Here is a 26,702-nt window from a genome sequence, read left to right as displayed (position 1 = left end):
ACCATGCTTTTAAAAATACTTAATGGGGTCCCGAGCGCTTTAGCTCCTTGGAAGCTGTCAGTAGTATACCTAATAATTTATCTACATTCCCTTTAGTAACGTGTAACTTTCCAAATTTACAAAAGCGACTCATAGAATTATTTCCTCCCGTTAAATAATAGATAACTATTAAAAATAGACAATACTTGCTCATAAGTAACGGTACTTAAATTGTTTACTTTGGCGTGTTTCATTGCTTGATGAAACTGATTTTTAGTAAACAGTTGACGATATTCTCGATTGACCCATTTTGAAACAAAGTACGTATATAGCTTCCAATATTTATCTGGAACATCTGTGGTATGGCGGGTAAGTTTTATTAAGACACTGTTTACTTTTGGTTTAGGATGAAAGCATTCCGCTGGCAGCTTAAGCAATTGCTGAATCGAGACTTGAGTGTGCAAGAGCAACCCTAGTGTTCGGTGAATATCCAAGGTACGCTTGTAGAATCCTTCTTCAACAATCAGATAGATGTCAGACGCATGGCTTTCAAAAACCACTTTTTTAATAATTTGTGTGCTTAAATGGTAAGGAATATTCCCAACAATTTTATACCTCTGTTTGTTAGGGAATTGAAACTGTAGAATATCTTGGTGAATTAAAGTGACACGAATGTTCAGTTTTAATTTTTCTGACGATAAGTTGAATAGATGACTGTCTAATTCAATAGACGTTACCTGTTTACTTATTTTAGCCAGTTTCGTCGTTAAATGCCCTTTACCTGTTCCAATTTCGTAAACGGTATCGGTTTCTTTTAAATTCAATTGTTTTATTATTTGGTTGAGTACTTTTTCACTCGTTAAAAAGTTTTGAGAATATTTTATATTTTTGTTCATGTAATCACTCCTGAAGTGATTACATCTATAAATAAATACAGAAGTTAAACGATTTGTTTGTAATTTTAGTTATCTGTTTAAAAAGTCATAAGATTAGTCACTGGTAGGAATTAATCTAACGTATTTATTTATCTGCGTAATCACTGTTTTTAGTCTGTTTCAAAACAGTAGATGTTTTATCTACATTACGCATTTGGAATACCAACATGACGAATCCCTCCTTCTTAATTACAAATTTTTAGCATCTAATTTAACTTCAATTCCTATTATACAATATAGTGGTTCAGTTGTCAAGACAAAAATCTAAGCTTTTTATAATGAACTGATATATGTAACTGGGTAGGGGAGAAAATCCCCCCTTAGGCTGCATGATCATCCAGTAACAGAATCGGATAATAGCAGGATGCCGGTGTTTGATTATTGAGTGCAGAATGACAACGTTCAAAGTTGTAAGTGTGCACATATTTACCGATTGCCTTCCGTGCTTCTCTGATATTGTTATATTGGGTCAGATATGCTTCCTCGTACTTGAAGCTTCGGAACCATCGTTCAATCATGATATTGTCAGCCCACCGGCTTTTACCATCCATGCTTTGACGGATCTGGTTCTCTTTGAGGAAATTCATGTACTCATTGCTTGTAAACTGACAGCCCTGATCTGAATTCAGGATAACAGGTTTTGCCACTATAAACGCCTTTTTTAACGCAGTTATGACCATTCTGGTATCCAGAGTATCATCGACTTCCCAGCCAACGATACAGCGGCTGTACCAGTCAATCACAGCGGTCAGATACAGAAATCCACGCTTAATGGGGATGTATGTAATGTCGATTGACCATGCCTGATTTGGACGGTCGATAACGGCGTTACGTAGCAGATACGGGCAGACTTTAGCCTGTCGCATACGTTTAGAAAGGTTCATTTTTGGATAAATTGGATCAATCCCCATTTCATTCATATAACGGCGCGTTTTCCGGCGACCAACCTGATGCCCACGCTTCTTCAGTTGAGCAGACAGTTGTCGTGCTCCCCAGGCCGGATTATCCGTGTGTAATCGATCTATGATCGATTTGCAATCCAACTCCTCCTGAGATATGGGCATGCCCTTGTAATAAACACTGGTACGATTGATATCAAGAAGTGTAGCTCCTGTTTTAACTGGAAGTTCTTTAGTCTTCAAAAGGTTTTGGACTAAATTTACTCTCGTAGTCAGGTCCAAGTGTTTCTTCAGATTTTTTTTTCAACCAATCCACCTGCATGGTGAGCTGGCCAACTTTTTTCGCATATTCAGCTTTTTCCTTGCGTTCTAAAGCGAGTTTTTCTTTCAGATTATCCTCTCGTGTGTCATTAAAAACCACGGATGCTTTATCGAGGAACTCCTTCTTCCAGTTGCGGAGAAGATTCGGCTGAATATTGTTTTCGGTTGCGATTGTATTTAAGTCTTTTTCTCCTTTGAGCAGTTCAATCACTAATTCTGATTTGAATTTGGCAGAGAAATTTCTTCTTGTTCGAGACATAATAATAATCCTTCTTTCTGTAGTGTTTACAGTATATCAGATTCATTAAGAAATGTCTCTTGAAGTGTCTTAAATTACGATACCATTATACAAAATTTTAAGATAATGCACTATCAACACACTCTTAAGTTTGCTTCTAAGTCTTATTTCCATAACTTTAGGGTTAACCATACGCAAGACCAATCACTCTCGGACAATACTCATGATTTTCGGTAAAAAACGTAAAAGAAATAAGAACAATTAACAAAATGTATAATAACAATCAATAGCGACTAATGATTTTCATGTAAAAGGACACCAAACTATACGGTGTCCTTTTCAAATTCTTACGTCATATCAAGGCTCATTCAATCGTGGTAAATTCGTGGTAAAATGAGTGCTTTCCTATATTTCAAAATGCTTGAAAGTATAGTGTTTATGCGGATAATCAAAAATCAGATATAAAATTTAAATATAAATTAGCTTCATAATTTTAAAAGGACAGCCCTATTGCTATGAGGCTGTCCTTAAAAATACAATAGATAAACCTAGATTATTCTTGCTACTATCTGATTGTTAAATTTTCTGTATTCCATATTGCAAATCTCCCTTTTCGCAATATTTTATTAGTATGAATGCCAGAATCGCTGAAAAAACACGTGCCAATACCGTACTCCACCATATCATAATCTGTCCACCAAATAAAGGTGGTAAAACAAGCATAAATATCAGCATCAATACTGGTTCAATGAATGTAAGAATGTATGACAATCCACTTTTTTCAGTAGCATAAAATCCAGCTGTCGCTATTCTGGTAATCGCAACAAATGGTAATGACACTAAAAATATAGGTACAATTTTAGAAATCTCAATACTTACTTCATAAGAAGCTCCGAAAACCCCTCCAATATTTGCTCTGTTTACATACATGATAATTCCACCACAAACAGCAAGAATTATTGCAAAAATGTATGCCATTCTCTGAACTCCTCTCAGGCTTTCTTGATCCTTCTCACCATAAAAACGGCTCATTAAAGGTTGACTTCCATCACCTACGCCCTGCAATATGAGATATATGATACAGATAATATAGGATACACATGCATAAGTTGCAATAGCTTTTTCTCCCCCATAAGAAGCGGAGAATCGGTTTATAAACACCAATGAAATATTAGGAGTCAATGCTAGCCCAAATGGTGCAAGACCTACTCTGAATATAGCGCCACACATTTCTTTTACATTTTTTAAGGATACATACACATAAAACTTTTTATTATATAATGCGTATATGATTGCAATTGCTGCAGTCACACCCTGTCCGGCTATTGTAGCTGTGGCTGCACCTTTCATGCCCATTTCATATATCCATACAAAGATAAAATCCAGAACAATATTGGTTATGAATCCACCAACCATCGCAAACATTGACCAGAAAGAGTTTCCATAATTTCTAATGAATGGCATCATTCCAGTTCCAAGAATCTGCAATATTGCTCCAAGTGCTATAATTTTGATATAATCTGTCGCATTTGTTAATATAATTCCATCTGCTCCAAGCAATCCTAAAATTTTAGACGAAAAGGAGTAAATAATTATGGTATTGATAACACTTACTATTACAAGAAGCCACCAGCTTGTAGCAATAAATTCTTCTGCCCGTTTTCCTTTCTTTTCTGCTGCATTAATTGAGTAATAAACAGCTCCTCCCATACCAATTCCTGTTCCAAGAGCCTGAATCAAAGCCACAATCGGATATGCAATATTAATAGCCGAAATTCCAGCATCTCCTATGGTATTGCCTACAAAATATCCATCCACTATCGCATATATTCCTGATAATGCAAATGCTATAATAGATGGAATAACATATTTAAAAAATAATGATTTATGATTCATTTTTCTTACAATCTCCTTCCTTGAAAAGTCTGATAAACAGCTCTGTATTATCATTAAGACTTTCTATATTCTCTAATCCCATTTTTTCGATTACATATATTTCTTTTGAGTGCAGTTTTTCTATGATATCTTTCGTATATTCCATTCCTGATTCTGTGAGGCATATCAGCTTATTTCTCTTGTCTGAATCATCAGATACCATATTGATGTATCCTTTTTTCTGAAAATCTTTTAGTATCGTATTTACCGTTTGCTTAGGTATATTCCATTTTTCACTTATCATTTTCTGCGTGCATCTTCCATTACTTTCATAAAATGAATACAAAGCAAAAACTCCATTTGAAGACAGTCCCTGATCCTTTGACCATTCCTCATACATTGCTGTACATTCTTTCCATAAAGCATAATATCGTTGCAACTGTATTATCATATTATTATCTTTTCTCATCTTTTTTCTCCTTAAATTAGTACGAATCCGGACTTTTATAGTATAGTCCGAGTTCGTACTAATTGTCAAGATTTATTTATATACTTTTTCTTTATATAAACAATCAATAGTCCCTTACTAAGGACAGGAAGATTATGAAATTTCCCTGTTCTCTTTTAATAATATCCTCGTTCTTCCATCCAGTCTTTCACATAACATCTGATTCCAATATAAATAATATGCGACAGTAATAGCAATACAATAAGATTTATCGGATTAGCGTTTTTAATCCATTCTCCAAAGTAAATTACAACAGCTGTACTCGTTATCGCTACCACGATACTGATGATATCCCAACAATATTTCCGGTAGATTTTTCCTACCTGATAACCAATCCCGATTATCAGCCACCCGGTTATTACGAATAAAATTGCCATGACAGTACCGGCAATCAGCCAGTACACAATCCCGGAAAGAATACTGTTAGGTATTCCACTGCTTAACTGTCCGAAAGAGTCTGCACCTGTCACAAACTCCCGAAATAAACTTCCCATTCCTTTTCCTAACGCACCAAAAAAGACGATACAGTCGTTAAGGAAAACCGGCGAAAGAATCGCAGTAAACAGTGTTGTTGTTATGCTGTACCATGCCAGTAGAAACAAGATACTTTCATAACCAATCGTCATATTTTTATATTTCTTTTCTAACTGGCTTTTACGGCTATCGCATTTTTCTTTTGCTTTCCGGTAAGCAGTACGGTCACATTTTTCACATTTCTCATAAGGCACTTTTTTCTCAACAGCTACCTCTACCGTCTTTTGGTGTGTCTGTGCATAAAGTTTTTCCTGCTCTGCTTTTTCATACTTAAATTTCCATGCCACGGCTTCTGCGTCGGCTCTTTTCCTGCTGTCTGTCTCGCTGGTCAATCGTTCCTCTGTTTGCCTTAATCTTGTCCGCAATGCTTCGATATTCTCGGCTCTGTTTTCGCTGTTCAATTTCTCGTTCAAGGTCAGCGATTCGCTTAGCTGCCTGTTTAGTTCCTGGATTGTCTGGTCTTTCTGATCCAGTTCGTCCTGCATCTGTTCGGTCATCAGCAGAAGTTCTTCCACCTGCCCGACGTTCTCTAAGTTTCTGCATTCGCTCATCGATCTCCCTCGCTTTCTCTATCTGCTGTTTAAGGTCAGCAATTCGCTGTTCTGTTTCTGCAATAAGCTGTTCTCGTTGTTCAGCTTCTGCGTTAATTCCTGCCATTGCTGATTCTCGTTTTCCAACTGTTCGATTCTGGTTTTCTGTTGCTCGATCTGTGAGAGCAGTTCTTCTGTATCTGGCAAAAGATTTAGCAGCCTGGATAATTCGCTGTTTAAGCTTTTTAAACTCTGGTTCTGCTCCTGAAAAGACAGGAGCTGTCGATCCCGTTCCTGCAATTCCTGTACCATCGCTGCCATAAAATTCTGCTGTTCCTCGATCTGGTTTATCATTGTCTCCATCATGGGAATGACTTCCCGGCTTTCTTCTAATGTCATCCAATCGCTCCTTCCATTGTGTCAATGCACCGGATACCTTTCCGAAAGAAATCTGTATTTTATCCAGCAGTGCATTTTGTCTTTTTATGATCTGATTTTCTACCACTTTCCATGACGCTGATTGTGTCTGCCCATTTTGAAATTTCTCATCAATTTTTCTGGCATCCGCGCCCTCATGGATCGTCGGTATCTCTAATTTCCCCTGCCTTGCATAAGAACGGTGGTCAATGTGATTTTCCGTTTTCAAATGTGCATTACAGACATTCGCCCATTCACTCCGCCACAGTTCACAATTTTTCGGACTGTTCCATCCGGTAGCATCGGTTAATACACGTTTCCACTGTTTACGGTTCCTTGCACCGACTTTCTGATTACCGTTTTCGTCCAATACCGGGATTCGGATTCCATGACGGTCAGGGTCCTTTTTATCCTGCCACCAGTCCGGATGGGATTCATCCACCACAATATTTCCATTTTCATCTCTGACAAACTCCCAATCCTTGATTTCTTTGTTCCCCCATGAGTGGTCTGGATTGAATGGTCGCATCGTCACAAGTAAATGCACATGGGGATTTCCATCTCCTTTATCGTGGATACTCCAGTCCGCACACATTCCCTTATTTACAAAGGTCTTTTGAATATATTCGGTTGTATAATCAATCTGTTCCTGTCTGTTCCATTCTTTCGGAAGTGAGAACTCAAATGACCTGCCGAGTTGTGCATCTGCACTTTTTTCTATCCTCAAAACTTCATTCCATAAACGCTGCTTCTGAAAAGTAAGTTTAAATTTTTTCAGTGCGGCTTCTTTGTTATCTGCCCTTTTATATCGGACAGATTTCTGGAACCGTCTGATATTTTCAGCAGGTACATTCAGCCATTCCTGTGGTGCATTTTCACACATCAACAGGCTGGTATAAACAACTTCTCTTTTGGCAGTGTAGTAGCTGATCCTGCCTGTTTCTTCATTTTTCATCACATCACCATTGAGATACGCAGATGCTGATATGATGGATTTCCCTTTGCTGCGTCCAACAATCTTTACTGTATAATGAAAAATCGCCATGCTCCGTTTCCCCCTTTCTGCCGTATCCGGCTTTGATTTCCGGCAGGTAACGTTTTCCCAAAAAGAAAATGGTATCTGCCGGAACGCCCTCTGCGTAAGAGTGCCCTGTGCATAACAGCCTGCATGGAATGCGCCCCTCTGGCGAAGAGTGCCTCCTGCGGCATGAGCAGGTCTGCATGAAATGCCCGCCGACGGAACGAGCCCGGCAAGCGTAAGCGCAGACCGGTTGCCACCTGTGGCAAACTTATACGGACGACCTCTGGTTGTCCATAAGTGCGCCCTTCATGAAAAAGCAATGAAGGGAATGGAAAACCCACTCCCTCCGGCATTACACTTCCTCCGTATTTGCAACTGGCTCTTTCTGCATTGCCTTTGAGAAAAACTTTCCGTTTGCTTCCTGCCTTTTTAAGAAGCCGATCAGCTTCGGGATATCTTCTTCCTCAATCGCAGAACCCAGCACTGATTCCACCGCACCGCCAATCTGGCAGAGCCTGTGTGTCCGCTTTTTGGTTTCCACATCTTTCTGACGTTTCTTCAGTTCCCGTTTCTGTGTTGCATACTGTTTTGCTTTCTCAAGGCTTTCCTGTTCTTTCTTTTCCAACTGGAGCATACGCTCCTCATAACTCTTTGTTGATCTTGCCATAAATATCATCGTCCTTTCTTTTTCTTCCAAACATAAGTTTCCTGTTGTCTGTCAGACGAAGTACATGGTATAATCTGTTTGCGTGTAGGTATATCATGACTCCGGTCTGATAGAACCTTTGGCGGTTTCTTCGGGAACCGCTTTTTTAAGTTGAACCGTTTCTTGTGACTGCTTTCACATTTCCCTTATCCCTCAAGTCCCTGCCCTCGTTGGCTTCCATAAAAAGTTCCAGCATATCCGTTTTGATCAGCACTTTCCTCCCGACCTTTAATACCGGAAGTTTCTTCCACTCCACCAGTTTTCTCAGGGTGTTCCTGCCGATTCCCGTATAATCAGCAGCTTCCTCAATAGATAAGGCAATCTTTCTTTGTGTCATATGACCACCTCCTCTTTAGTTGCATTATGCAATTTCATTTGTGCTGTCAGTATAGCGTGTTTATATTGCTTTGTCAAGCATTATGAAATTATGTTTCTTTTTCTTAAATTGCATATTGCAATATATTTTGTTGCGTGGTATAGTAATGACATACCGAAAAAGGAGGCACATCAGCATGAAAGATAAAGAACTACGCAAGCTGATCGGCAGCAGGGCAAAACAGCGCCGTCTCGAATTAAATCTGACACAGCCTTATGTCGCAGAGAAGATGGGAGTTACCGCTTCCACAATCCTGCGTTATGAGAATGGTTCGATTGACAATACCAAAAAGATGGTACTGGAAGGTCTTTCGGAAGCACTTCATGTATCGATTGAATGGCTCAAAGGGGAAACCGATGAATATGAAACTGATATTACGGATAAGAAAGAATTACTGATTCGTGATGCGATGAGTGATATTCTCAAACAGTTACCGCTCGACCTCAATAAAACAGAAGACGCATTTTCCAAAGACTTACTGCTGTTAATGTTAAAGCAATATGAACTGTTTCTGGATTCGTTTCAGTTCGCCTGTAAAAATTACAAGGGCAGTACCAAAGATGCGGACATTGCCAAAGTAATGGGCTTTGAATCGAAAGATGAATATAACGAGATCATGTTTCTCAGGGAGATCACACATACTGTCAACGCATTTAACGATATGGCAGATGTGATAAGACTCTATTCTAAGAAACCGGAAGCAGCAGAACAAAGACTTGCCAATCTTTTATCCGAAGTTATGTATGAGGATTCTGAATCGGTATAGTAAGACAACCGGAGTTGTGATATACTTACACGCAAGAAGCATTTCAACAGTTCCGATTGTCTGATATCGAAAGGAGACATACGATTATGGCAAAAGGATCTGTTAGAAAAAAAGGAAAAAAATGGTACTATCGCTTCTATGTAGAAGATGCAAGCGGTAAAATGGTTCAGAAAGAATATGCTGGAACCGAAAGTAAAAGTGAGACGGAAAAACTTCTCCGCAAAGCACTGGAAGATTACGAAAATAAGAAGTTTGTCGCAAAGGCAGACAGCCTTACGGTAGGAGAGCTTCTGGATATGTGGGCGGAAGAAGAACTGAAAACCGGGACACTCAGCAACGGCACAGTGGAAAATTATCTTGGTGCAATCCGCTGTATCAAAAAACACCCGATTGCAGACCGCAAACTGAAAACAGTTACTGCCGAACATTTACAGGCATTTCTTGATCTGCTTACATTCGGTGGTGAGTTTCCAGACGGGAAAGTAAGAAAGGGATACAGCAAAGATTATATACATTCTTTTTCCGCAGTGTTACAGCAGTCATTCCGTTTTGCAGTATTTCCAAAACAACTAATCAGTTTCAATCCGATGCAATATATCAAACTGAAACGACAGGCAGAGGAAGTTGACCTCTTTTCCGATGATGAAGTGGAAGAAGGCACACAGCCGATTTCACACGAGGATTACGAGCGACTTATCAAGTATCTGGAAAAGAAAAACCCACCTGCCATTCTGCCGATTCAGATTGCGTATTATGCCGGGCTCCGTATCGGAGAAACCTGTGGTCTTACATGGCAGGACATTAACCTTGAGGAACAATGCCTGACCATAAAACGCAGTATCCGCTACGACGGCATAAAACACAAAAACATTATCGGACCAACGAAACGGAAGAAAGTAAGGATTGTTGATTTTGGCGATACTCTGACTGAAATATTAAAAGCTGCCAGAAAGGAACAACTCAAAAACCGGATGCAGTATGGCGAATTATATCACCGCAATTACTACAAAGAAGTTCATGTGAAAAACAGAGTCTATTATGAATACTATCATCTTGCCGGAACACAGGAAGTCCCGGCAGATTACAAAGAAATCTCCTTTGTCTGCTTAAGACCGGATGGCTCTTTGGAACTGCCGAGTACACTCAGCATTGTATGCAGATCAGTGTCAAAAAAACTGGAAGGATTTGAAGATTTCCATTTCCACCAGTTACGTCACACCTACACCAGCAATCTGCTTTCCAATGGGGCTGCACCGAAAGATGTACAGGAACTGTTAGGACACTCTGATGTCAGTACCACAATGAATATTTACGCTCACTCAACAAGAAAAGCAAAGCGGGATTCCGCAAGACTTCTTGATAAAGTAGTGAGCAATGCTTAACTAAAAATTTCCCTTATTTCCCTTGCGGATTCCGCATAAGGGCAAAAATAAGGGAAAATACATATCATTTCACTATCTAAGAGGCTGTAAGCCTTGAAAAATAAGGAAAGTTCAGGAAATCTCTCCACAAATTCCGATTTGTATTTCCATTCGTAATTGTCCACTCTACCTTTATCCTCACCTTGCCAAATACTTCTGATACTTACTCTTAGGCTTCTCAGGTATTGTCATAATAAGCCTGCCGCTTGCTATCATTGGCTTGACGTACCTTTCCATAACGTAAGCGATCGTCATTCTGCCATTGAAAAACTCCGCTATCTCATTCCTGCTTTTCGGCGTTTTACAGAATTCAAGTATCTCAGTTTCAATGTCATCTACCGGCACGCTTTTGGCGGCGCTGTTGTACAACGTCACCTTGAATACGCCTCTGTCGCTCTCGAATTTCGGCGCAGGCAGACCGCTTTCTTCCATTGCATTTATTATCGTAGGTATGCCGCTGTATCTGTTCTCCGTTTCACCGAGTATCTCCATAGCACCCGCTATCTTAGGGTTTCTTGTGTCGGCAGACACTTTTCCCAATCTGTCAAGGGTCATTCTGCCGTAAAGTCCGCCGGGATTTTCTATCTCAAAACGGTCGCTGAACATCTTTATGGTTATAGGCGTCGTGTCCGTGTGGATACTGTAATCTCTGTGGATAAGAGCGTTCAGGATAAGCTCTCTTATAGCAATTACAGGATATTCCGTCTTGTCCGTTCGCTTGCCCGTGTTCGGGTCTATGATAGTCGCAGTTTTCATATTTTTGCGCACGAACACCAAAGCATCATTCAGCATCTGCACAAGTGTTCCGTCTATTCGCTGATTGTCTATAAAACGTTCGCCGACGCTTGCCGTACTGCTTATCTCAGTTCCGGGCACAGACACAGCCGTTATGCAAAGCTGCGGAAAAAACGCCTGCGGGTAGTTTGAGAAAAGCATTATCCCTGCCAAAGTCGGTTTGCCCTCATCAGTAAAACCTTGCAGACGGCATATTTCTTCATTTGAAAGCTCGGCAAGATTAGGCTTTTTGCTTTTCAGCAGGTCAAAATAAAGCTTGAATGTGTTGGTCTGAATGTCCTTTTCAAAGGCTCTTTCGCAAGTTCTCAGCTCGTCGTGAATGCTTTTTTTGAAAGCCTCATAGCTGTAAACCTCATATTCCGTCATAAGTCTGTCAGCGTCGCCCGACCTGACATATGAGCCTTTCAGCCTGCCCACACCGCTGTAAAAGCAGGGTTTGTCAGCATTATCAATCTCCTGTATCTCGGCAGATACGACAGTTTTGCCGTCGATAGATGCAACGGAAAACAGCGGTCTTATCACAGGCGTCATTTGCTGACACTGCGCCTCGACTTTTTTCATAAGGTCAGCGGCATCATACACTCCGCAGACCTCGTACCCGTCATTTTCATCTACGCCGAAAATAATAACGCCTCCGCCCGACTGATTTGAAAAAGAGGACAGCGAATCACGCACCTTAGGGCAGCCCTTATTTGCCGCTTTTATCTCTATCTTGTTGCTTTCGCTGCGAACAAGCTGTATTTGTTTCACCATATCTACAAGTTCATTATCCAGCATTTTATCGCCTCCATAATATAATTATACTGATTTTATTAGAATTTGTCAAGATTAAAATCTTATAAAATTGTAATTTGTCTTATAAAAGTCTAATAAAAGTCGTATAAAATGAGGTGGTTGCTTATAAATTGATACGGGAGTACAAAAATCTTTATAAATGGCTGTTAAACGTAGGTTAATGTAGATTTGTATATTGTATCAATTCCACAAAAACAATTATCACATTTGCATACAAGAAATTTAGCAAGTTCCTCAGGCGAGGCTTGACACAATGGTTCTATAGTCACCGATTTTATGGCCTTAAATAGTTCTGAGCCTAATTCAAGTTTCCTGTAAGGGATTAATCGATTTTTATTTGTTCTATAATCAACAGGAGAGATTTTCATATTATTTTCTAAATAATATATATTTCCCATATATTGTTTCAAGCCCGTTGCTCCAATATGTATATCATCAAATACATATTGCTTTATAGCATCATCACTTAATGAATCATATAAACCAATTCGAAATTCATTTTCCGCTAAAAAAGCAGGATTTTTTACTTTAGCTCTTTTAAGCCCTATTTGCATTTTTACTTCACGAGTAAATTTAACTGAGTCTGTTATCAAACTATGCTCATTTTTTATTGAAATCAATTTTTCTGAAATAAAAGAGTGTAATTCTTCCTTTGCCTTATAAGTTACATTTTCAGCGAAAAATCCCTCTTTTACCAACCCTTCAAAAAATGATTTATCAAATCCTATACATATACCTTTACCATCATCACCATAAGCACGCCACTGGTTTAAATCATCTCGTATATTTGAAAAACAACAAATAAAGCACACATTAGCATATAATTCAGAAAGCCTCGTCATGTATTTTTTCATATAATCATCGCTTTCAATATTTGCTTTTTCTTCATCTGATAAACCGTCATATAAGTTTTTCATTTCTTCCTCAAAAACATCTAAAAAATATTTTTCTTCTGAACTATCATTCATATAATGATAGCCTGACATAAATAAAACTTTGTTCTCCACAATAAGACGAAATGTTTCAAGGCTGCAATAATGATAAACTTGGTTTTCAAAAGGCATTTTTTCTGTGATTTTTATACACATAGCATTTCACCACTTCCTACATTTATAGTTAAATCAAATTCTCTTCACATTCAGCGATCCACCTATCCAGTAACTTCACTTAATTCTCATAACATAGAAGATTTATAACTTAGTCCAACTTCAATACAATCTTTGAAATATTTGTTATCCTTATTATAGCATTTTTATGTGTGTATGGCAATGGTGCAGTGAAGAAATCACAAAATATATTTCTGATAATTTGCCTTATGTCTTCTGTGAGCAGATTGGCAAGGAGATTCGGGATATTTCGGACGAGATACCATTTGAGATTCCTGATTCGTGGGAGTGGGTAAGGTTAGGAAGTATCGTTTATAACAGAGGTCAAATGAAGCCTACATCAGACTTCTGCTATGTTGATATTGGTTCGATTGACAATAAAAGACAAAGATTAGGCGATACAGAGAATATCATAACACCCGATAAAGCACCGTCACGAGCAAAGAAAATAATAGATGTTGGCGATATTATCTATTCTACTGTAAGACCATATCTGCATAATATGTGTATCATTGACAGGCAATTTTCTCTACAACCTATTGCAAGCACGGGATTTGCTACAATGACTTGTTACAGCGGTTTACTTAATAAATACTTGTTCTATTATCTACTTGCACCAGATTTTGATAATTATGCTAATGATACTGAAAACTCTAAGGGTGTAGCATATCCTGCAATAAATGATGATAGATTATATAAGGCACTAATTCCTCTGCCACCTCTCTCCGAACAGCACCGCATAGTAGCCAAGATAGAAGAACTCCTCCCATACATCGAAAGATACGGCAAGGCAGAAGAACACATCACTGCCCTCAACACTACCTTCCCCGAAGCACTGAAAAAGTCTATCCTGCAAGAAGCGGTGCAGGGCAAGCTTGTCCCGCAGGATCCTGACGATGAACCTGCAAGCGTTTTGCTGGAACGTATCAGAGTTGAAAAGCAAAAGCTCATCAAAGCCGGCAAGATCAAGAAAAGCAAGCACGAATCGGTCATCGTAACAAGGGATAAAATTCCTTATGAGATTCCCGATAGTTGGGTGTGGTGTAAACTATCCGACTTAGCTATTTTAGAGAATGGAGATAGAAGTAGTAAATACCCTGTTGAAGCAGACTATGTTGAGATTGGTATCCCTTTCTTTGGAGCTAAAGACATTGATGGTGATATGATGAGCTTTCAGAATGTTCGATTTATATCACAACAAAAGTATGATGAACTTGGCAATGGCAAACTTGTAGACGGGGATATAATCTGCTTACTTAGGGGAAGTGTAGGAAAAACAGCGAAATTTGAAGCTAATGAACAATTCGATACGGGCTTTATATGCGCACAAATGCTTATAATTAGACTGTTGGATAAATCCTTGTTTGGTTATATATCAAGTTATTTCAAGTCACCCGACTATACGAATTATGTAGAAAGCAAAGTAACAGGAACAGCAGTAAGACAAATGCCTGCAAAAGAAATGGGTAATCTGCTTATCCCGCTTCCACCTCTTGCCGAACAGCACCGCATAGTCGCAAAAATTGAAGAAATCATGCCCATGATTGAAAGATTAACTCTGAGGTGAGAGTATGAAGCAAGGCGAACAGGAAGCAAAAATGATACTTGTGCGCAAGGGAGTAGCTTTTGATGACAATTATCACGATGACAACTCCCGTCCGTCTATGCCTGATTTCAAGTATCTGGACGAAGAGCGTTTTCTTGAAGTCACCCACACACTACATAACAATGCAATCATAACGCATATCAATCGGTTTCATCGAAAAAGCACCGCAGAACAGCTTGAAATCATGGAGAAAGCACGAAATGTTTATGATAGAATCCATGAATACCGTTATCCCAATACAGAGGAAGGAATGGCGCAATACAGATGCGATTTGAAGCTCGTGAAATCGCATATGGGATATGATCCTACAAAATGGGACTTTGCAGAAAAGCTTTATGAGTTTTATTGCGATTCTCCAATCATCGAATGTTCAACTGAAAACATTCTGCGTGAAGTGCGAGAGAAGGGCGAAAAGCATAAAAGCGGCAATACCGACCTGTTCATCTTCGTCTTGGAAGATGAATTTCGTGTGATGATGGATTTGCTTCACAGCGGACCACAAAACGGTTGTTACGGTGCTTTTTTCAAAGCGATTCTGCGTTCGCCCTTTCCTGCTGTGTATGTCTGTGCATGGAACTGGGAGACTCAGACATACGAGATTGATGATCCGCTCATCATGAAGTTTGAGAAAACTGAGAATGGCGGTATGGTTGCAGGGCGAATATAATACCTATTTTTTTAAATCGTATATTCAGTTATAATTATATCGGAAGGAGGTCTTTCGATATGATTGACACATTTAAGGCATATTTGGACAAGACAAATCTGTCCGAAAACTCGAAGTTTGCCTATCTGTTCGCTCTGAGACAGTTCATCGAGCAGTACGGCAGCGTGACCAAGAAGAACCTCACGGCATACAAGGTGTGGCTTGTGGATCACTTCAAACCGCAGACGGTAAATCTCCGCCTGCGTGGAATGAACTGCTACCTTGAAAGCGTGGGCAAGGAGAAGTGGAAGCTGTCCTTTGTAAAGGTTCAGCAGAAGCCGTTCCTCGAAAATGTTATCAGTGAAGCGGATTACTTGTACTTCAAGAAGCGTCTGAAAGAGGACGGCGAATTGTTCTGGTACTTTGTGATCCGCTTTCTTGCTGCAACGGGAGCGAGAGTGAGTGAGTTGATCCAGATCAAGGTGGAACACGTCAGACTCGGCTATCTTGACTTGTACTCTAAGGGAGGTAAGCTCCGCCGCATCTACATTCCGAAGTCCTTGCAGGGAGAAGCCATTGCGTGGCTTGCAGAAAAGAAGCAGGACAGCGGTTTTATCTTCCTCAATCAGCGTGGACAGCGTATCACCACAAGGGGCATTTCGGGTGAATTGAAAAAGTTTGCGGAGAAGTACTGCATCGACACAAAAGTGGTATATCCGCACTCGTTCCGTCACCGCTTTGCCAAGAGCTTTCTTGACCGCTGCAATGATATAGCGTTTCTCGCAGACCTTATGGGACATGAGAGCATTGAAACAACTCGCATTTATCTCCGCAAGACCGCCACGGAACAGCGTGAGATCGTGGACAGCATTATTGACTGGTGATCCATAAACACAACGGGCATACCCTCAGAAACGAGAGTATGCCCGTTTTTTATAGCTTGTCGCAGTATTGCATAAGTTCTTCTATCTTTGCGACTATTTTCTTTTGCTCAGCTAAAGGTGGGAGTGGTATTAGTAACTTGTCTATTGCATTTGATGAAAGTCCTTGTATGCCTATACCCTTACCGCCAATCAATCCAGCTCTTTTATACAGATAAAACACATAATAGAAGAAGTAAACCTCGACGGGAGCATAAGAGCGTAATCTGTGTATGTGATTTTGAATACGCATAGGATAGTCATAATTCCAGATTGCCGCTCTGCCTATATCTCCGCCTTCACAAACAAGCAAGTCACCCTTAGTGACAGTGCATTTTTCTACCTCACTGTCTGTAAATAGCATTTCCTTGAGCTTATCCAATTCAAACCTGTCCCAATATAGATTAGAGGTTGTAATATACTGCATCATTGTTCCTTGATGATTTGAGGAATTAAGAGCCTTGCCTGTGTTATGCTGAAATATCGTTCCCAGCCTACACCAGCACCAACTCTCCGGCAGCTCAAACGGCACTTCATCGGCTATACACCGTTCTTTTCCGTCTATGATCTCATAAGGAATTTTATCCCTTGTTATGATGGCCGATTCGTGCTTGTCTTTCCTTATCTTTCCTGCCTTGATAAGTGCCTGCTTTTCAGCTCTGATACGCTCCAGCAGTACGCTTGCAGGCTCATCATCGGGGTTCTGCGGGACAAGCTTGCCCTGTACTGCTTCTTGCAGGATAGACTTTTTCAGGGCTTCGGGGAATGTGGTGTTGAGGGCGGTGAGGTGTTCTTCTGCCTTGCCGTATCTTTCGATGTATGGGAGGAGTTCTTCTATCTTGGCTACTATGCGGTGCTGTTCGGCAAGCGGTGGGATAGGAATAAATAACTCTTTGATCCTATCCGCTTTCAGTTCCTTTTGCTTTGTTGAGCCTTCGCCGCTTTCTTCAAGATACGGCTGGTACCATTTAAGGATATAATAAATATACTGCGATATACTTTTGCATACCCTTACTATGGTGACGTGAGAATCAGGAACTAAGGGTAAATTGTTTGGATTGTCCCTATCAGAATATAGACCAATTCTACCAAGTGTACCTGTACCAGTAGAATTGACGATAATGTCTCTGTCCTGCATATATTCCTCTTGCGGATATTTGCTGATAACACTATCTGAAAGATACTTTGCAAGCGTGATATTGATTCTGCCTGTTTTTACATTACATTTCTGAGCGAATACAAGGACAGAGCCACTATCTGCATAAACAGGCGATTTTCCTCGCTTAATCTCTTTGATGGCTAAATCCGAAAGCCTGCACCACTCCCACGAATCAGGAATCTCAAATGGTATCTCGTCCGAAATATCCCGAATCTCCTTGCCGATCTGCTCGCAGTAGGCATAAGGCAAATTATGGGCAGCACCTCTGAATATCTCCGAGGACTTCTTATCCTTTTTTATTTTGCCTGCCTTGATAAGCTCCTGTTTTTCGGCTTTGATACGCTCTAACAGTACACTTGCAGGCTCATCGCTGGGATCTTGCGGAACGAGCTTGCCCTGCACTGCCATTTGGAGTATGGAGTTTTTTAGCTGCTGTGCTGTCATGTCAAGTCCTCCATATCGCTGATACCGAGAATACCCGTGATCTGCTCCAAAATACGGTCAATATCCGCATTTAGGCTTGCACGCTTCTCCTGATACTGCTGGATCAGCTCTCTCGGAGGGAGTATTTCTTCTTCCTCATGGGGAAAACCGCAGAGGTCAATGTTATAATTTCTCTCCGCAAGCTCCTCAGCCGTGTACTTCTTCGCCTTGTCAAAACCGTCAATGGTTATCTCCTGACGGTCACTCCACCACTCAATAGCAGGGGCGAAGTGTTCGAGCTTCATCGGCTTGGTCTTGGAGAAATTCTTGTACCCGTCTGGCATATCCAGACGATAGAACCATGTTTCTTTAGTAGAACCTGTCCTGTCAAAGAACAGGATATTTGTAGTAATAGAGGTGTACGGAGCAAAAACGCTGTGCGGCATACGAATAACTGTGTACAGGTTGAACTCGCTCATCAGCTTTTTCTTGATAGCGACCTTTGCGTTATCCGTACCGAACAGGAAACCGTCAGGGAGAATAACCGCAGCTCTGCCGTTCTGCTTCAGGCGGTACATAATGACCGACATGAACAGGTCAGCCGTCTCACTGCTTGCGAGATCAGACGGAAAATGATTCTTGACTTCCGTTTTCTCGCTGCCGCCGTATGGTGGATTCATCAGAACAACGTCAAACTGATCGTCCTCCGTATAGTCAAGAACATCCTTTAACAGCGAATTATCGTGATATACTCTAGGTGTGTCAATATCATGGAGCAGAAGGTTTGTGACACAAAGCATATACGGGAACTGCTTCTTTTCAATACCGTAAACCGAGGTGTCAAACGCAGCTCTGTCCTCAACGGTCTTTTTCTGCGATTCAAGGGCTTTCAGCCAACTGATGATAAATCCGCCCGTACCGCAGGCAAAATCAGCCATCTTTTCACCGATTACAGGCTTTATCATCTGTGCCATGAAGTCAGTCACAGCACGGGGCGTGTAAAACTCACCGGCAGAGCCTGCACTCTGCAACTCTTTCAGGATAGACTCATAAATATCGCCAAATGCGTGGCTTTCCTCATAATTGGTGAGGTCGAGCTCATCAATGACATTGACCACCTGTCGGAGCAAAACACCGTCCTTCATGTAGTTGTTGGTGTCCTCAAATGTTGTCTTGACGATAGCCTTATTGATAGGCGTAGTCTTGGAAACTTGTATGCCTTTCAGCGTGGGAAACAGCGTATTATTGACGAAATCAAGCAGATCATCACCTGTCAAAGCTGTACCCTTGCCGTTATCTACCGCCCAATTACGCCAACGGCATTCTTCGGGGATAATAGACTCATAGGCATCATCATCAAATTCCCAATCTTCTTCCTTTGTATCGTAAACCTTGAGAAACAGCAGCCAAGCGATCTGCTCGATACGCTGTGCATCACCATTGATACCTGCGTCATTTCTCATAATATCACGTAATCTCTTTACGAAATTACTTAAACTGCTCATAATTTAAACCACCTTGTAAATTTCTTCTTCAAGCTCTTTTACAGCCTTTTTATATCCTTCCTTACCACCAAACAGCTTAACGATCGCCGCAGGCTTGCCCATACGGATAAAAGGATCAAGCTTTAATACCTGTGTGTCCTCTATCTGATAAATGCCCTCGTTTGAGTACATATCAAGCAGGGCTTCCAGCACTTCTTTCGCAAGACCATTATATTTGCTGATAAAATCACGTTTCTTTACATCGTTTGCACGTTCTTTCCGTGTCAATGGTTTCTTATCAAACGCTATGTGTATTATAAAATCAAAATCGTCTATATCGCACATACCCTGTGACTCTTTTAAGGCCTGAATATCTATCCCGTGTTCTTTAAATAACTCTGAAATAGTGCGTTTCTTTTCTTCGCTGTTCCAACTTCTAATAAAATGTTCCAGGTTGGCAAATTCGCCAAGAATATTTGTCTTTGTATAATCTATTATATTCTCATGACGAAGTAGCTTACCATCAGCATCATAAACCGATACCACTTTGTTTATAATTCGTACAGTACAGCCATCTACATCGACATAAGGCTTAGGCTGCGGCTCAGGAGATGGTAATGGAGGATCAACAGGACCGTCAGTACCGATCTTAGGTTCTGGAGAATGATAATTTTGATCAATTTCGACCGGCCCATCCCAGCCTTCATCATAGAACAACCTCGTAACGCCTCTAAAGTCCATAACAACGAAGTGAGTTTTTCCATATTCTTCACGCAAACGTGTGCCTCTGCCGATTATCTGTTTAAACTCTGTCATAGAGCCGATGTTTTCATCAAGAACTATCAGCTTTGTCATTTTGCAGTCTGCACCTGTGGACAGCAATTTTGAAGTAGTTGCTATTACGGGATATTTTTCTTTAACTGAAATAAAATATTTGAGTTTACTTTTGCCATAATCGTCTGAACCAGTGATACGTACCACATAATCCGGATTTTTAGCACACATATCTGAGTTAAGGTTTGTGAGTGCTACTCTCATACGTTCTGCAGCGTCCTCTGTTGCACAAAATACTATCGTTTTCTGCATGCGGTCAGTACTGATAAGATAATTTGTTATTTCACGAGCAACCTGATTTATACGATCAGCAATAATTATATTATAGTCATAATCCGTATTGTTATAAATCCTATCCTCAATCTCATTGCCATAAAAGTCACGCTGTCCTTTCAATGGTCTCCAGCCGTCACTAATGTCAGTTGTTATGCTGATAACCTTAAACGGGGCAAGAAAGCCGTCCTCTATACCATTTTTCAGGGAGTAGGTGTATATAGGCTCGCCAAAGTAATCTATGTTTGATATATAGGTCGTTTCCTTTGGCGTTGCTGTCATACCGATTTGTGTAGCAGAGGAGAAGTACTCAAGTATCCTGCGCCATTTGCTGTCCTCTTTGGCGCTGCCACGGTGACACTCATCTATAATGATAAGGTCAAAAAAATCTTTATCAAACAAATCAGCATAATGTTCCTGATCATCATCGCCAATAAGCTGCTGATACAGTGAAAAATAAACTTGATATGAGGTGATCGTTAACCTGTCGTCTTTTGCGACATTTATTTTATGGATCACACTTTTAAGAGGCGAAAAATCCTGCTGAATTGATTGATCAACAAGAATATTTCTGTCAGCAAGATACAGTATTTTCCGTTTCATGCCGCTTTTCAGCAGACGATAGACGATCTGAAAAGCCGTATAAGTCTTGCCTGTGCCAGTAGCCATAACAAGCAGAAGCCTATTTTCTCCACGTGCAACAGCATCAACTGTACGATTTACCGCTACACGCTGATAGTATCTCGGCTCATATGTATTTTGGCTTGAATAGTAAGGCTGATCAATAACAGTAAGCTCATCTGCTGATAATCCATTGCCCTTGTTCGCATTTGATGTATAACGCTCTATAAGCTCGTCTGGAGTTGGAAAATCAGAAAGTGGAATCTCACGTTCTTTACTGGTAAGCAGATCGTGTTCATAGAAAGCGTCGCCATTTGAACTGTAAGCGAAAGGCACATCCATCATTTTTGCATAAGTGATTGCCTGCTGTAAACCAAACGAAACGCCATGATTATTGTCTTTTGCTTCAACTATTGCTATTGGAAAGCCGCTGTTCCAATAGAGTACATAATCGGCATACTTTGCGCTTTTCTTATCCCTATGGACAAAGTTTCCGTTCAAACAGATCTTTCCGTCTGTGATCTTTGTTTCCATAGTAATTCTGTTTTTATCCCACTTATCAAGAATAGCAGGAGTAATGAATTGAAGCTTTATATCCTCTTCTGACATTTCTTTTTTTGCAAGTATGGTCATTGTCACACCTCCACTTCAAATAAGATAAAATTATAAGAAGTTATATATTTACATCATACCACATTTCCCACAAATAGTCAATCGCTTAGCTGCGTTTTTTATCATTTTGTAACAACAAATGAAGAAAAGTAACTAAAATCAAGATGAAAAAGCAGCCTTCCGACTTCTTAAAAAGCCGAAAAGCTGCCATAACAAAATTCAAAAATCTCAGCTCAGCGAACTAATATAATACCCTAGTGTACTCTTAGGATTAAGCTCCGAAAGATCGACCGCCACACCTACCGTCATGCCCAGCCGCTCGCGGTCTGCCTGCGATACGTCAAACTCTATGCCCCATGCATTGCCGTCTATGTTTATCCACGCCGTAGGGCCGAACGTTCCGCCGTCAAGCGTTGCACCCTCCAGGCTCGGGCAAATGGCTTTCAGCTCGTTGTACGTCATGCCTACCTGCACGCCCTCGGTGATGTATCCGCCCGGCGTGACGTGTATCGCATACGGAAAATCAAGCGTGCCGATGTTCTGTATGTCCATGGTGTAAAAGCCTATCTTCGTGTTCGGATACACGTCGTCGTTCTCCACAGCGATGATGTTTTCCTGCCCCACTGATATAAAATCCATGCTGAAATCGTCGCCCAGTTCGGCAAAAATATCGTCCGCTGTTTCGTAGATAAGGTCGTTCGCATACACCGTGTCGTCGTAAATGTCATACGGCGCAAGCGTGGTCACGGGCTTAGTCGTGGTCGCCTCGGCGGTCGTTGTGGTGGTAGTTTCCGTCGGCTTAGCGGCGCTGTCAGATTTTTCGTCTGCCGAACTTCCGCCGACTTCGATAAGAAAAGTCGCCGAATGTTCGTCACCGTCTGAATCATAATGGCTCTCAGTTATCTTGAAATCACCCGCATTGTCCACACCAATGCAAGCCTGAGCCTTGCAGGTGCTTCCGATAGGCGCTTCATTTGGGTTTCTCGCAACGTCGCCCGGGTAGCTGTAACCCATAACGCCATTGCTGTCTATTATGGTGTCCTCCATGTCGAAGAAAATGCCCTTTGCTATGCCGTCCTCGTCCTCGTAACCGATGTTTGTATATTCGTAGTCCACGATATAGACCGCCGCAGGATTTTCGTCCGCATACTCATTGCGCTCAGCCGTTTCCGTGACGCCTGTAACGGTAAGCGACCACTGCCCGTCAACCGTCCAAGTTTCGCCAATGGTGTAGTAGTCTTTCTTCTTGCTTTTTTTGCCGCTGCCTGAATCGCTGTCAGAACAAGCGGTGAGCAGCAACAGCGCACCCGTGAGGACTATTGCTGTTAGCTTTTTTATGGTCATTTGGTGATACCCCCTATATCTTGATCTCGATAGCTAGCAGTTTCTCCTCAGTTTTCTCGACCTCTTCAAGAACCGTGCTTCTCGTTCTTACAATGTACTTGTCCACGGTTTCATGAAGGTCATTTTTGATAGCTTTTGCCGTCTTTACGTTTATCTTTATCTCTGCAAAAAGCTTTTTCATAAGCTCTTTGGTAACGTCCTCGTTCATGAATTTCAGTATCTTTCCCATTGATTCGGCGAGCCTTTCCACCTGCTGACTTACTTCTTCTTTGAAAGCCTTTGTTGCGTCAAAAAACATTATTTGGTCGTTCAGCAGCTTTAACGCGTCCATACCAAAAACGATCGCATAATACTCTTTTGACAGCTGCTGATAATAATTATACGCATCGTTAAACTCGTTATTTAGTTTCATTACAGACTTAGAAACAAACATTCCGAATTCTTTGTTTATTTCCTCTTCAAACTTATCGAGCTTATGATGCTTTCGCAGAACAAAGCTTGTACTTGCCACCATATCGTGAAGCTTATCGTGCTCGCTGCGAAACATTTCGTTGGCGTGCTCTTTTATTTTATACGGCACTTTTACCTTGTAATTGTTCCACAAGTTGCGGATAATGCAGTTTACTACCTCTTCGCGCCCAAACTTTTTTACCTCGCCAGAAATAAGTTTTTTCTCATAGTTGTTTACAAATATCACCGAGTCAGCCGAAACGCTGCCGTCTTCAACTATGCGCTTTTTCATACGCTCCGCTCTGTCGTCGTTCTCAGATTTGCAGTGGGTTATCACAACGTTTACGTTGTTTTTCTCAGCTATAAGGTTGTTTATTATGCTTATCTCAAAATCTTCCACTCTGTCAGAGTCGGCGCTAAGGCAGTAGATTATGGTGCTGAACCATTCATTGATAGAGTGCTTGTCGTATTCTGCTACCTTTTCGATTATCTGCTTGTGCCATTCGTCCGCTTTATCGGGTTCAAGACCCCAGCTGTCGCATATCGAAAAAGATATTCGGTCGTTATCTTTCAGCTCGAAAGAATATTCGTGCAGGCCCTCCGCCGTTACGGGCTTTCCCGCACCCGTCTCCGCGACCTCTTCGCCAAATATGTAATTCAGCAGACTGCTTTTGCCAACGCCCGATTTGCCAGCTATCAGTATATTAGTTTTTATCTTGTTGCCTTCCATTATTTTCTTGCTCCTTTTTTCGTATCCTTGAACATATCAACTACAGCTTTTACTATTCTCTCTACAATTTTCTGATCCTTGCCCTTGCTGATCTCTTTCATTACCTTTTTCAGATTTTCAACAGTAAAGTAGTCGGAAATTTTGGTGATCATAAGGTCTTTCGAGCCGCCGTTCTCTATGCAGGCTTTAGTGTATTCCTCGCAGATCTTCGTTATCGCAACGCCGAGGGTAGCCGTAACAGTAGTTGCCACTGAAACATTTACCGTGGCTTTCGCCGCGCCGCCGACAAATGGGATCACCGAAAGCAGCTGAGAAGCCAGCGTTTTTCCTATATAAGAAACGAAGCCCGCTCCGGCTAAATTTTTCACAGCGCCCTTCATATCATTATCTATTCCGTAGCAGCTTAAAATATCCATCGCCATTTTTACCTGTATGCCCATAAGCGGAACCGAATCGGAAAGTGGCACGGGTACAAATGATGTAGCCGTAACAATACCTGCGGCTAAAGCCGCGTATTTCGGTATCTTGTGCTTTATCATCATTTCTGCCATTTGACCCTGCGCTTTTTTGAGCGACGGGATAAAGCTTTCTCTGAGGTAATCGTCAAGATTATGATGTGCCCAGCTGTTTATCTCAGATTTCTGCACATACTCGTCGCCAAGATCGCTGTTAGTAGAATAGGTAAACACCTCAACGCCGTTTATTCTGCTGCGTTTTCCGGCTTCGCCGACAGCGTCCTTTATCTGGGCGACTTCGTTCTCGTCAAGATTATCCACCTTTGTAATAATAACGCACACGGTGATATTTCTCGCCTGTATGTCTTTTATCAGCCTTTCGTCAAGATCCATGAAGCGGTTATTTATGCAGTACCAAACCTCGTGGATGTGCATACCCAAATCCGCAGGATATGTATTTTTGCGTTCGTCGATAAGATCTATTATATTTTTGTAAAAAGCGCTGTTTTCCGGCGTAGACGAGCTTTCTACCTCGTAGCCCTCAGTGTCGAACAAGGTAATGCTCTTCGAACGATATTCGTGAATACCCCTTGTCTGCGGCTTTCCACTGCTTCCGACAGGCGCGGCGCTATCCTTATCGAACTCGAAGAAGTCGTTTATAAGGCTGCTTTTGCCAACGCCGGTAGCTCCGCACACTATGATATTGATATTTTTTGAAGCATTTTCCTTTACTTCTTCATAGCACTTATCATAGTCAAAGTTTTTTACGTCAAATTTCTTGTTGATGTTTTCGTTCATGTCAAAAACTCCTTTTCCTTATTGATTTGTCAATTATCAGCTATAACTGACATAATAATACGTTTTTGTATGTTAATTATAACACATTCTTTTTCACTTTTGTTAAGCTGGCTGCTTAGTATAACGTTTTCGTAAGATATTTTTTTATTTTAACAAAAAACATGGCACAATCCGCTTCTTATACAAATATCGCATTATTTCAAATACTTTACATCATTATATCATATTATTTCACATATTTCAACCCCTTTATAGGAAAAATTCCGACATAATGCATAATGATATAGGATAAAATATTATATATGGGGGTGCAAATAATGTACGAGAACAAATTCATGTATGACAATAATTTTGCTTTGAGGCTCTCAAAACTTCGCACACAGAAAGGTGTTTCCGCAAGGGATATGAGCTTATCTATTGGACAGAACGCAGGGTATATAAACAATATCGAAACAGGAAAAGCCCTGCCCTCTATGACCTCTTTCTTTTATATCTGCGAGTATCTGGGCATTACGCCGCAGGAGTTTTTCGATGCCGACGCCGAGCAGCCGAAAGAGCTAAGTAAGCTTATCTCTGACCTGAAAAAGCTCAACAAAAGGCAGCTGGAGAACATTGCTGATATTGTTAACGATCTGGCTAATGGGAATAGGCGGTGAGAGGGGAAAAGGTAAATTTGTACGTCTGCCACATAGACAAGACCGACACTTTGAAGCATGATTATAAGGTAAATAGGTACAGGAGAGGTGAGTTCAGGGCAAAAAAATCACAGCCTCCTCTAAAGCTGTGATTCCTTTTCAACTCAATACTCCTCCGCCAACAGCAGCGTAATATGATCCACATCGTCGATCATATACGCCTTGTCGTTTACCTCCACGTCGGTCGGTATGAAATATTCAAGCTTAGCCTCAGGGCATTCCTGCATATGATAAATGTGCAGGAATTTTTTCTGCCCTTTGACCCTTGTCACTATCTCGAAAACTTGCAGATAATCAAGCTGTCCGCTGACCTTTTCTCGCATTTGCTCTACGGCTGAAAATAACGCCACTTGCAATTCAATAGGGAAGTTTTCTGCCACGCCGCTTGTGATGTATTTGCTTCCGCTGAATGTGTATGCCATAAAATACC

The 26,702-nt window shown here is 41.0% G+C and carries 26 protein-coding genes; 6 read left to right on the top strand and 20 right to left on the bottom strand.

What is annotated here, in order from left to right:
- Positions 1–137: 137 nt before the first annotated feature.
- From erm(B) to DWW81_RS05125, 11 genes are all read right to left on the bottom strand, one after another.
- Complete coding sequence (gene erm(B), locus DWW81_RS05170; RefSeq protein WP_001038790.1) at positions 138–875, bottom strand: 23S rRNA (adenine(2058)-N(6))-methyltransferase Erm(B); 738 nt, start codon at positions 873–875, stop codon at positions 138–140.
- Positions 876–999: 124 nt separating this feature from the next.
- On the bottom strand, positions 1,000–1,083 hold the full coding sequence (locus tag DWW81_RS05165) for a 23S rRNA methyltransferase attenuation leader peptide (protein WP_001814874.1): 84 nt from the start codon (positions 1,081–1,083) through the stop codon (positions 1,000–1,002).
- Positions 1,084–1,234: 151 nt separating this feature from the next.
- On the bottom strand, positions 1,235–2,056 hold the full coding sequence (locus DWW81_RS05160) for an IS3 family transposase (protein ID WP_004841748.1): 822 nt from the start codon (positions 2,054–2,056) through the stop codon (positions 1,235–1,237).
- Positions 2,046–2,393, bottom strand: coding sequence for a transposase (locus DWW81_RS13535; RefSeq protein WP_004615306.1), 348 nt, complete (start codon positions 2,391–2,393; stop codon positions 2,046–2,048). Before DWW81_RS13535 ends, DWW81_RS05160 begins: the two co-directional genes overlap by 11 nt.
- 555 nt (positions 2,394–2,948) lie before the next feature.
- Positions 2,949–4,268 (bottom strand): MATE family efflux transporter, encoded by a 1,320-nt coding sequence (locus DWW81_RS05155; RefSeq protein WP_108817236.1) that lies wholly within the window; start codon positions 4,266–4,268, stop codon positions 2,949–2,951.
- The gene (locus DWW81_RS05150; protein ID WP_108817235.1) at positions 4,258–4,716 is read right to left on the bottom strand and encodes a MarR family transcriptional regulator; all 459 of its coding nucleotides are present in this window, start codon (positions 4,714–4,716) and stop codon (positions 4,258–4,260) included. The genes DWW81_RS05155 and DWW81_RS05150 overlap by 11 nt, the downstream gene beginning before the upstream one ends.
- A 155-nt stretch (positions 4,717–4,871) precedes the next feature.
- On the bottom strand, positions 4,872–5,621 hold the full coding sequence (locus DWW81_RS05145; RefSeq protein WP_009243742.1) for a DUF6040 family protein: 750 nt from the start codon (positions 5,619–5,621) through the stop codon (positions 4,872–4,874).
- The gene (locus DWW81_RS05140; protein ID WP_108817234.1) at positions 5,560–7,281 is read right to left on the bottom strand and encodes a MobA/MobL family protein; all 1,722 of its coding nucleotides are present in this window, start codon (positions 7,279–7,281) and stop codon (positions 5,560–5,562) included. The genes DWW81_RS05145 and DWW81_RS05140 overlap by 62 nt, the downstream gene beginning before the upstream one ends.
- Positions 7,257–7,610, bottom strand: a complete 354-nt coding sequence (locus DWW81_RS13740) for a hypothetical protein (RefSeq protein WP_108817233.1) — start codon at positions 7,608–7,610, stop codon at positions 7,257–7,259. The genes DWW81_RS05140 and DWW81_RS13740 overlap by 25 nt, the downstream gene beginning before the upstream one ends.
- Entirely contained in the window at positions 7,610–7,924 is a 315-nt protein-coding gene (locus DWW81_RS05130; RefSeq protein WP_108817247.1) for a relaxasome subunit MobC, read from the bottom strand. The genes DWW81_RS13740 and DWW81_RS05130 overlap by 1 nt, the downstream gene beginning before the upstream one ends.
- 145 nt (positions 7,925–8,069) lie before the next feature.
- On the bottom strand, positions 8,070–8,300 hold the full coding sequence (locus tag DWW81_RS05125; RefSeq protein ID WP_002578307.1) for a helix-turn-helix domain-containing protein: 231 nt from the start codon (positions 8,298–8,300) through the stop codon (positions 8,070–8,072).
- A gap of 175 nt (positions 8,301–8,475) precedes the next feature.
- Between DWW81_RS05125 and DWW81_RS05120 the strand changes: the two genes are divergently transcribed.
- Entirely contained in the window at positions 8,476–9,105 is a 630-nt protein-coding gene (locus tag DWW81_RS05120; RefSeq protein WP_117896940.1) for a helix-turn-helix transcriptional regulator, read from the top strand.
- 86 nt (positions 9,106–9,191) lie between these two features.
- Entirely contained in the window at positions 9,192–10,487 is a 1,296-nt protein-coding gene (locus tag DWW81_RS05115) for a tyrosine-type recombinase/integrase (protein ID WP_108817231.1), read from the top strand.
- Positions 10,488–10,664: 177 nt separating this feature from the next.
- On the opposite strand, the gene DWW81_RS05110 is transcribed toward DWW81_RS05115, so the two are convergent.
- Positions 10,665–12,098: an ATP-binding protein gene (locus tag DWW81_RS05110; protein ID WP_117896939.1), complete on the bottom strand. Its 1,434-nt coding sequence runs from the start codon at positions 12,096–12,098 to the stop codon at positions 10,665–10,667.
- Between the two features lie 164 nt (positions 12,099–12,262).
- On the bottom strand, positions 12,263–13,204 hold the full coding sequence (locus tag DWW81_RS05105; protein WP_117896938.1) for a DUF2971 domain-containing protein: 942 nt from the start codon (positions 13,202–13,204) through the stop codon (positions 12,263–12,265).
- Positions 13,205–13,370: 166 nt separating this feature from the next.
- Between DWW81_RS05105 and DWW81_RS05100 the strand changes: the two genes are divergently transcribed.
- Genes DWW81_RS05100 through DWW81_RS05090 form a run of 3 tightly spaced genes read left to right on the top strand, consistent with a single transcriptional unit; the run spans position 13,371 to position 16,358 of the window.
- A complete protein-coding gene (locus DWW81_RS05100) occupies positions 13,371–14,789 on the top strand; it encodes a restriction endonuclease subunit S (RefSeq protein ID WP_117945375.1) in 1,419 nt (472 codons plus the stop codon).
- Positions 14,790–14,793: 4 nt separating this feature from the next.
- Positions 14,794–15,495, top strand: coding sequence for a hypothetical protein (locus DWW81_RS05095; protein ID WP_117896936.1), 702 nt, complete (start codon positions 14,794–14,796; stop codon positions 15,493–15,495).
- Positions 15,496–15,554: 59 nt separating this feature from the next.
- Positions 15,555–16,358 carry a tyrosine-type recombinase/integrase gene (locus DWW81_RS05090; RefSeq protein ID WP_117896937.1) on the top strand — a complete coding sequence of 268 codons (804 nt, stop codon included), beginning with the start codon at positions 15,555–15,557 and terminating at the stop codon, positions 16,356–16,358.
- A 49-nt stretch (positions 16,359–16,407) separates the two neighbouring features.
- On the opposite strand, the gene DWW81_RS13385 is transcribed toward DWW81_RS05090, so the two are convergent.
- The 6 genes from DWW81_RS13385 to DWW81_RS05060 all read right to left on the bottom strand — a co-directional run bounded on the left by DWW81_RS13385 (position 16,408) and on the right by DWW81_RS05060 (position 25,577).
- Entirely contained in the window at positions 16,408–17,997 is a 1,590-nt protein-coding gene (locus DWW81_RS13385) for a restriction endonuclease subunit S (RefSeq protein WP_117945374.1), read from the bottom strand.
- A complete protein-coding gene (locus DWW81_RS05080; RefSeq protein WP_117896934.1) occupies positions 17,994–19,481 on the bottom strand; it encodes a class I SAM-dependent DNA methyltransferase in 1,488 nt (495 codons plus the stop codon). The genes DWW81_RS13385 and DWW81_RS05080 overlap by 4 nt, the downstream gene beginning before the upstream one ends.
- Before the next feature lie 3 nt (positions 19,482–19,484).
- Positions 19,485–21,821, bottom strand: a complete 2,337-nt coding sequence (locus DWW81_RS05075) for a DEAD/DEAH box helicase family protein (protein WP_181982668.1) — start codon at positions 21,819–21,821, stop codon at positions 19,485–19,487.
- 207 nt (positions 21,822–22,028) lie between these two features.
- Positions 22,029–23,144 carry a hypothetical protein gene (locus DWW81_RS05070; protein ID WP_117896933.1) on the bottom strand — a complete coding sequence of 372 codons (1,116 nt, stop codon included), beginning with the start codon at positions 23,142–23,144 and terminating at the stop codon, positions 22,029–22,031.
- A 13-nt stretch (positions 23,145–23,157) separates the two neighbouring features.
- Positions 23,158–24,324, bottom strand: coding sequence for a GTPase (locus tag DWW81_RS05065; protein WP_117934518.1), 1,167 nt, complete (start codon positions 24,322–24,324; stop codon positions 23,158–23,160).
- Positions 24,324–25,577: a GTPase gene (locus DWW81_RS05060; protein WP_117896931.1), complete on the bottom strand. Its 1,254-nt coding sequence runs from the start codon at positions 25,575–25,577 to the stop codon at positions 24,324–24,326. The genes DWW81_RS05065 and DWW81_RS05060 overlap by 1 nt, the downstream gene beginning before the upstream one ends.
- 335 nt (positions 25,578–25,912) lie before the next feature.
- Here DWW81_RS05060 and DWW81_RS05055 point away from each other — a divergent pair, with 335 nt between their 5' ends.
- Positions 25,913–26,233, top strand: a complete 321-nt coding sequence (locus DWW81_RS05055) for a helix-turn-helix transcriptional regulator (protein WP_117896998.1) — start codon at positions 25,913–25,915, stop codon at positions 26,231–26,233.
- A gap of 143 nt (positions 26,234–26,376) precedes the next feature.
- Here DWW81_RS05055 and DWW81_RS05050 read toward each other — a convergent pair whose 3' ends face one another.
- A complete protein-coding gene (locus DWW81_RS05050) occupies positions 26,377–26,694 on the bottom strand; it encodes a DUF960 domain-containing protein (protein ID WP_117896930.1) in 318 nt (105 codons plus the stop codon).
- Between the last annotated feature and the right edge of the window lie 8 nt (positions 26,695–26,702).

The organism is Ruminococcus sp. AF17-1AC (assembly GCF_003461385.1).
Lineage (GTDB): Bacteria > Bacillota > Clostridia > Oscillospirales > Ruminococcaceae > Hominimerdicola > Hominimerdicola aceti.
This window is presented reverse-complemented; position numbering and strand designations above follow the sequence as displayed.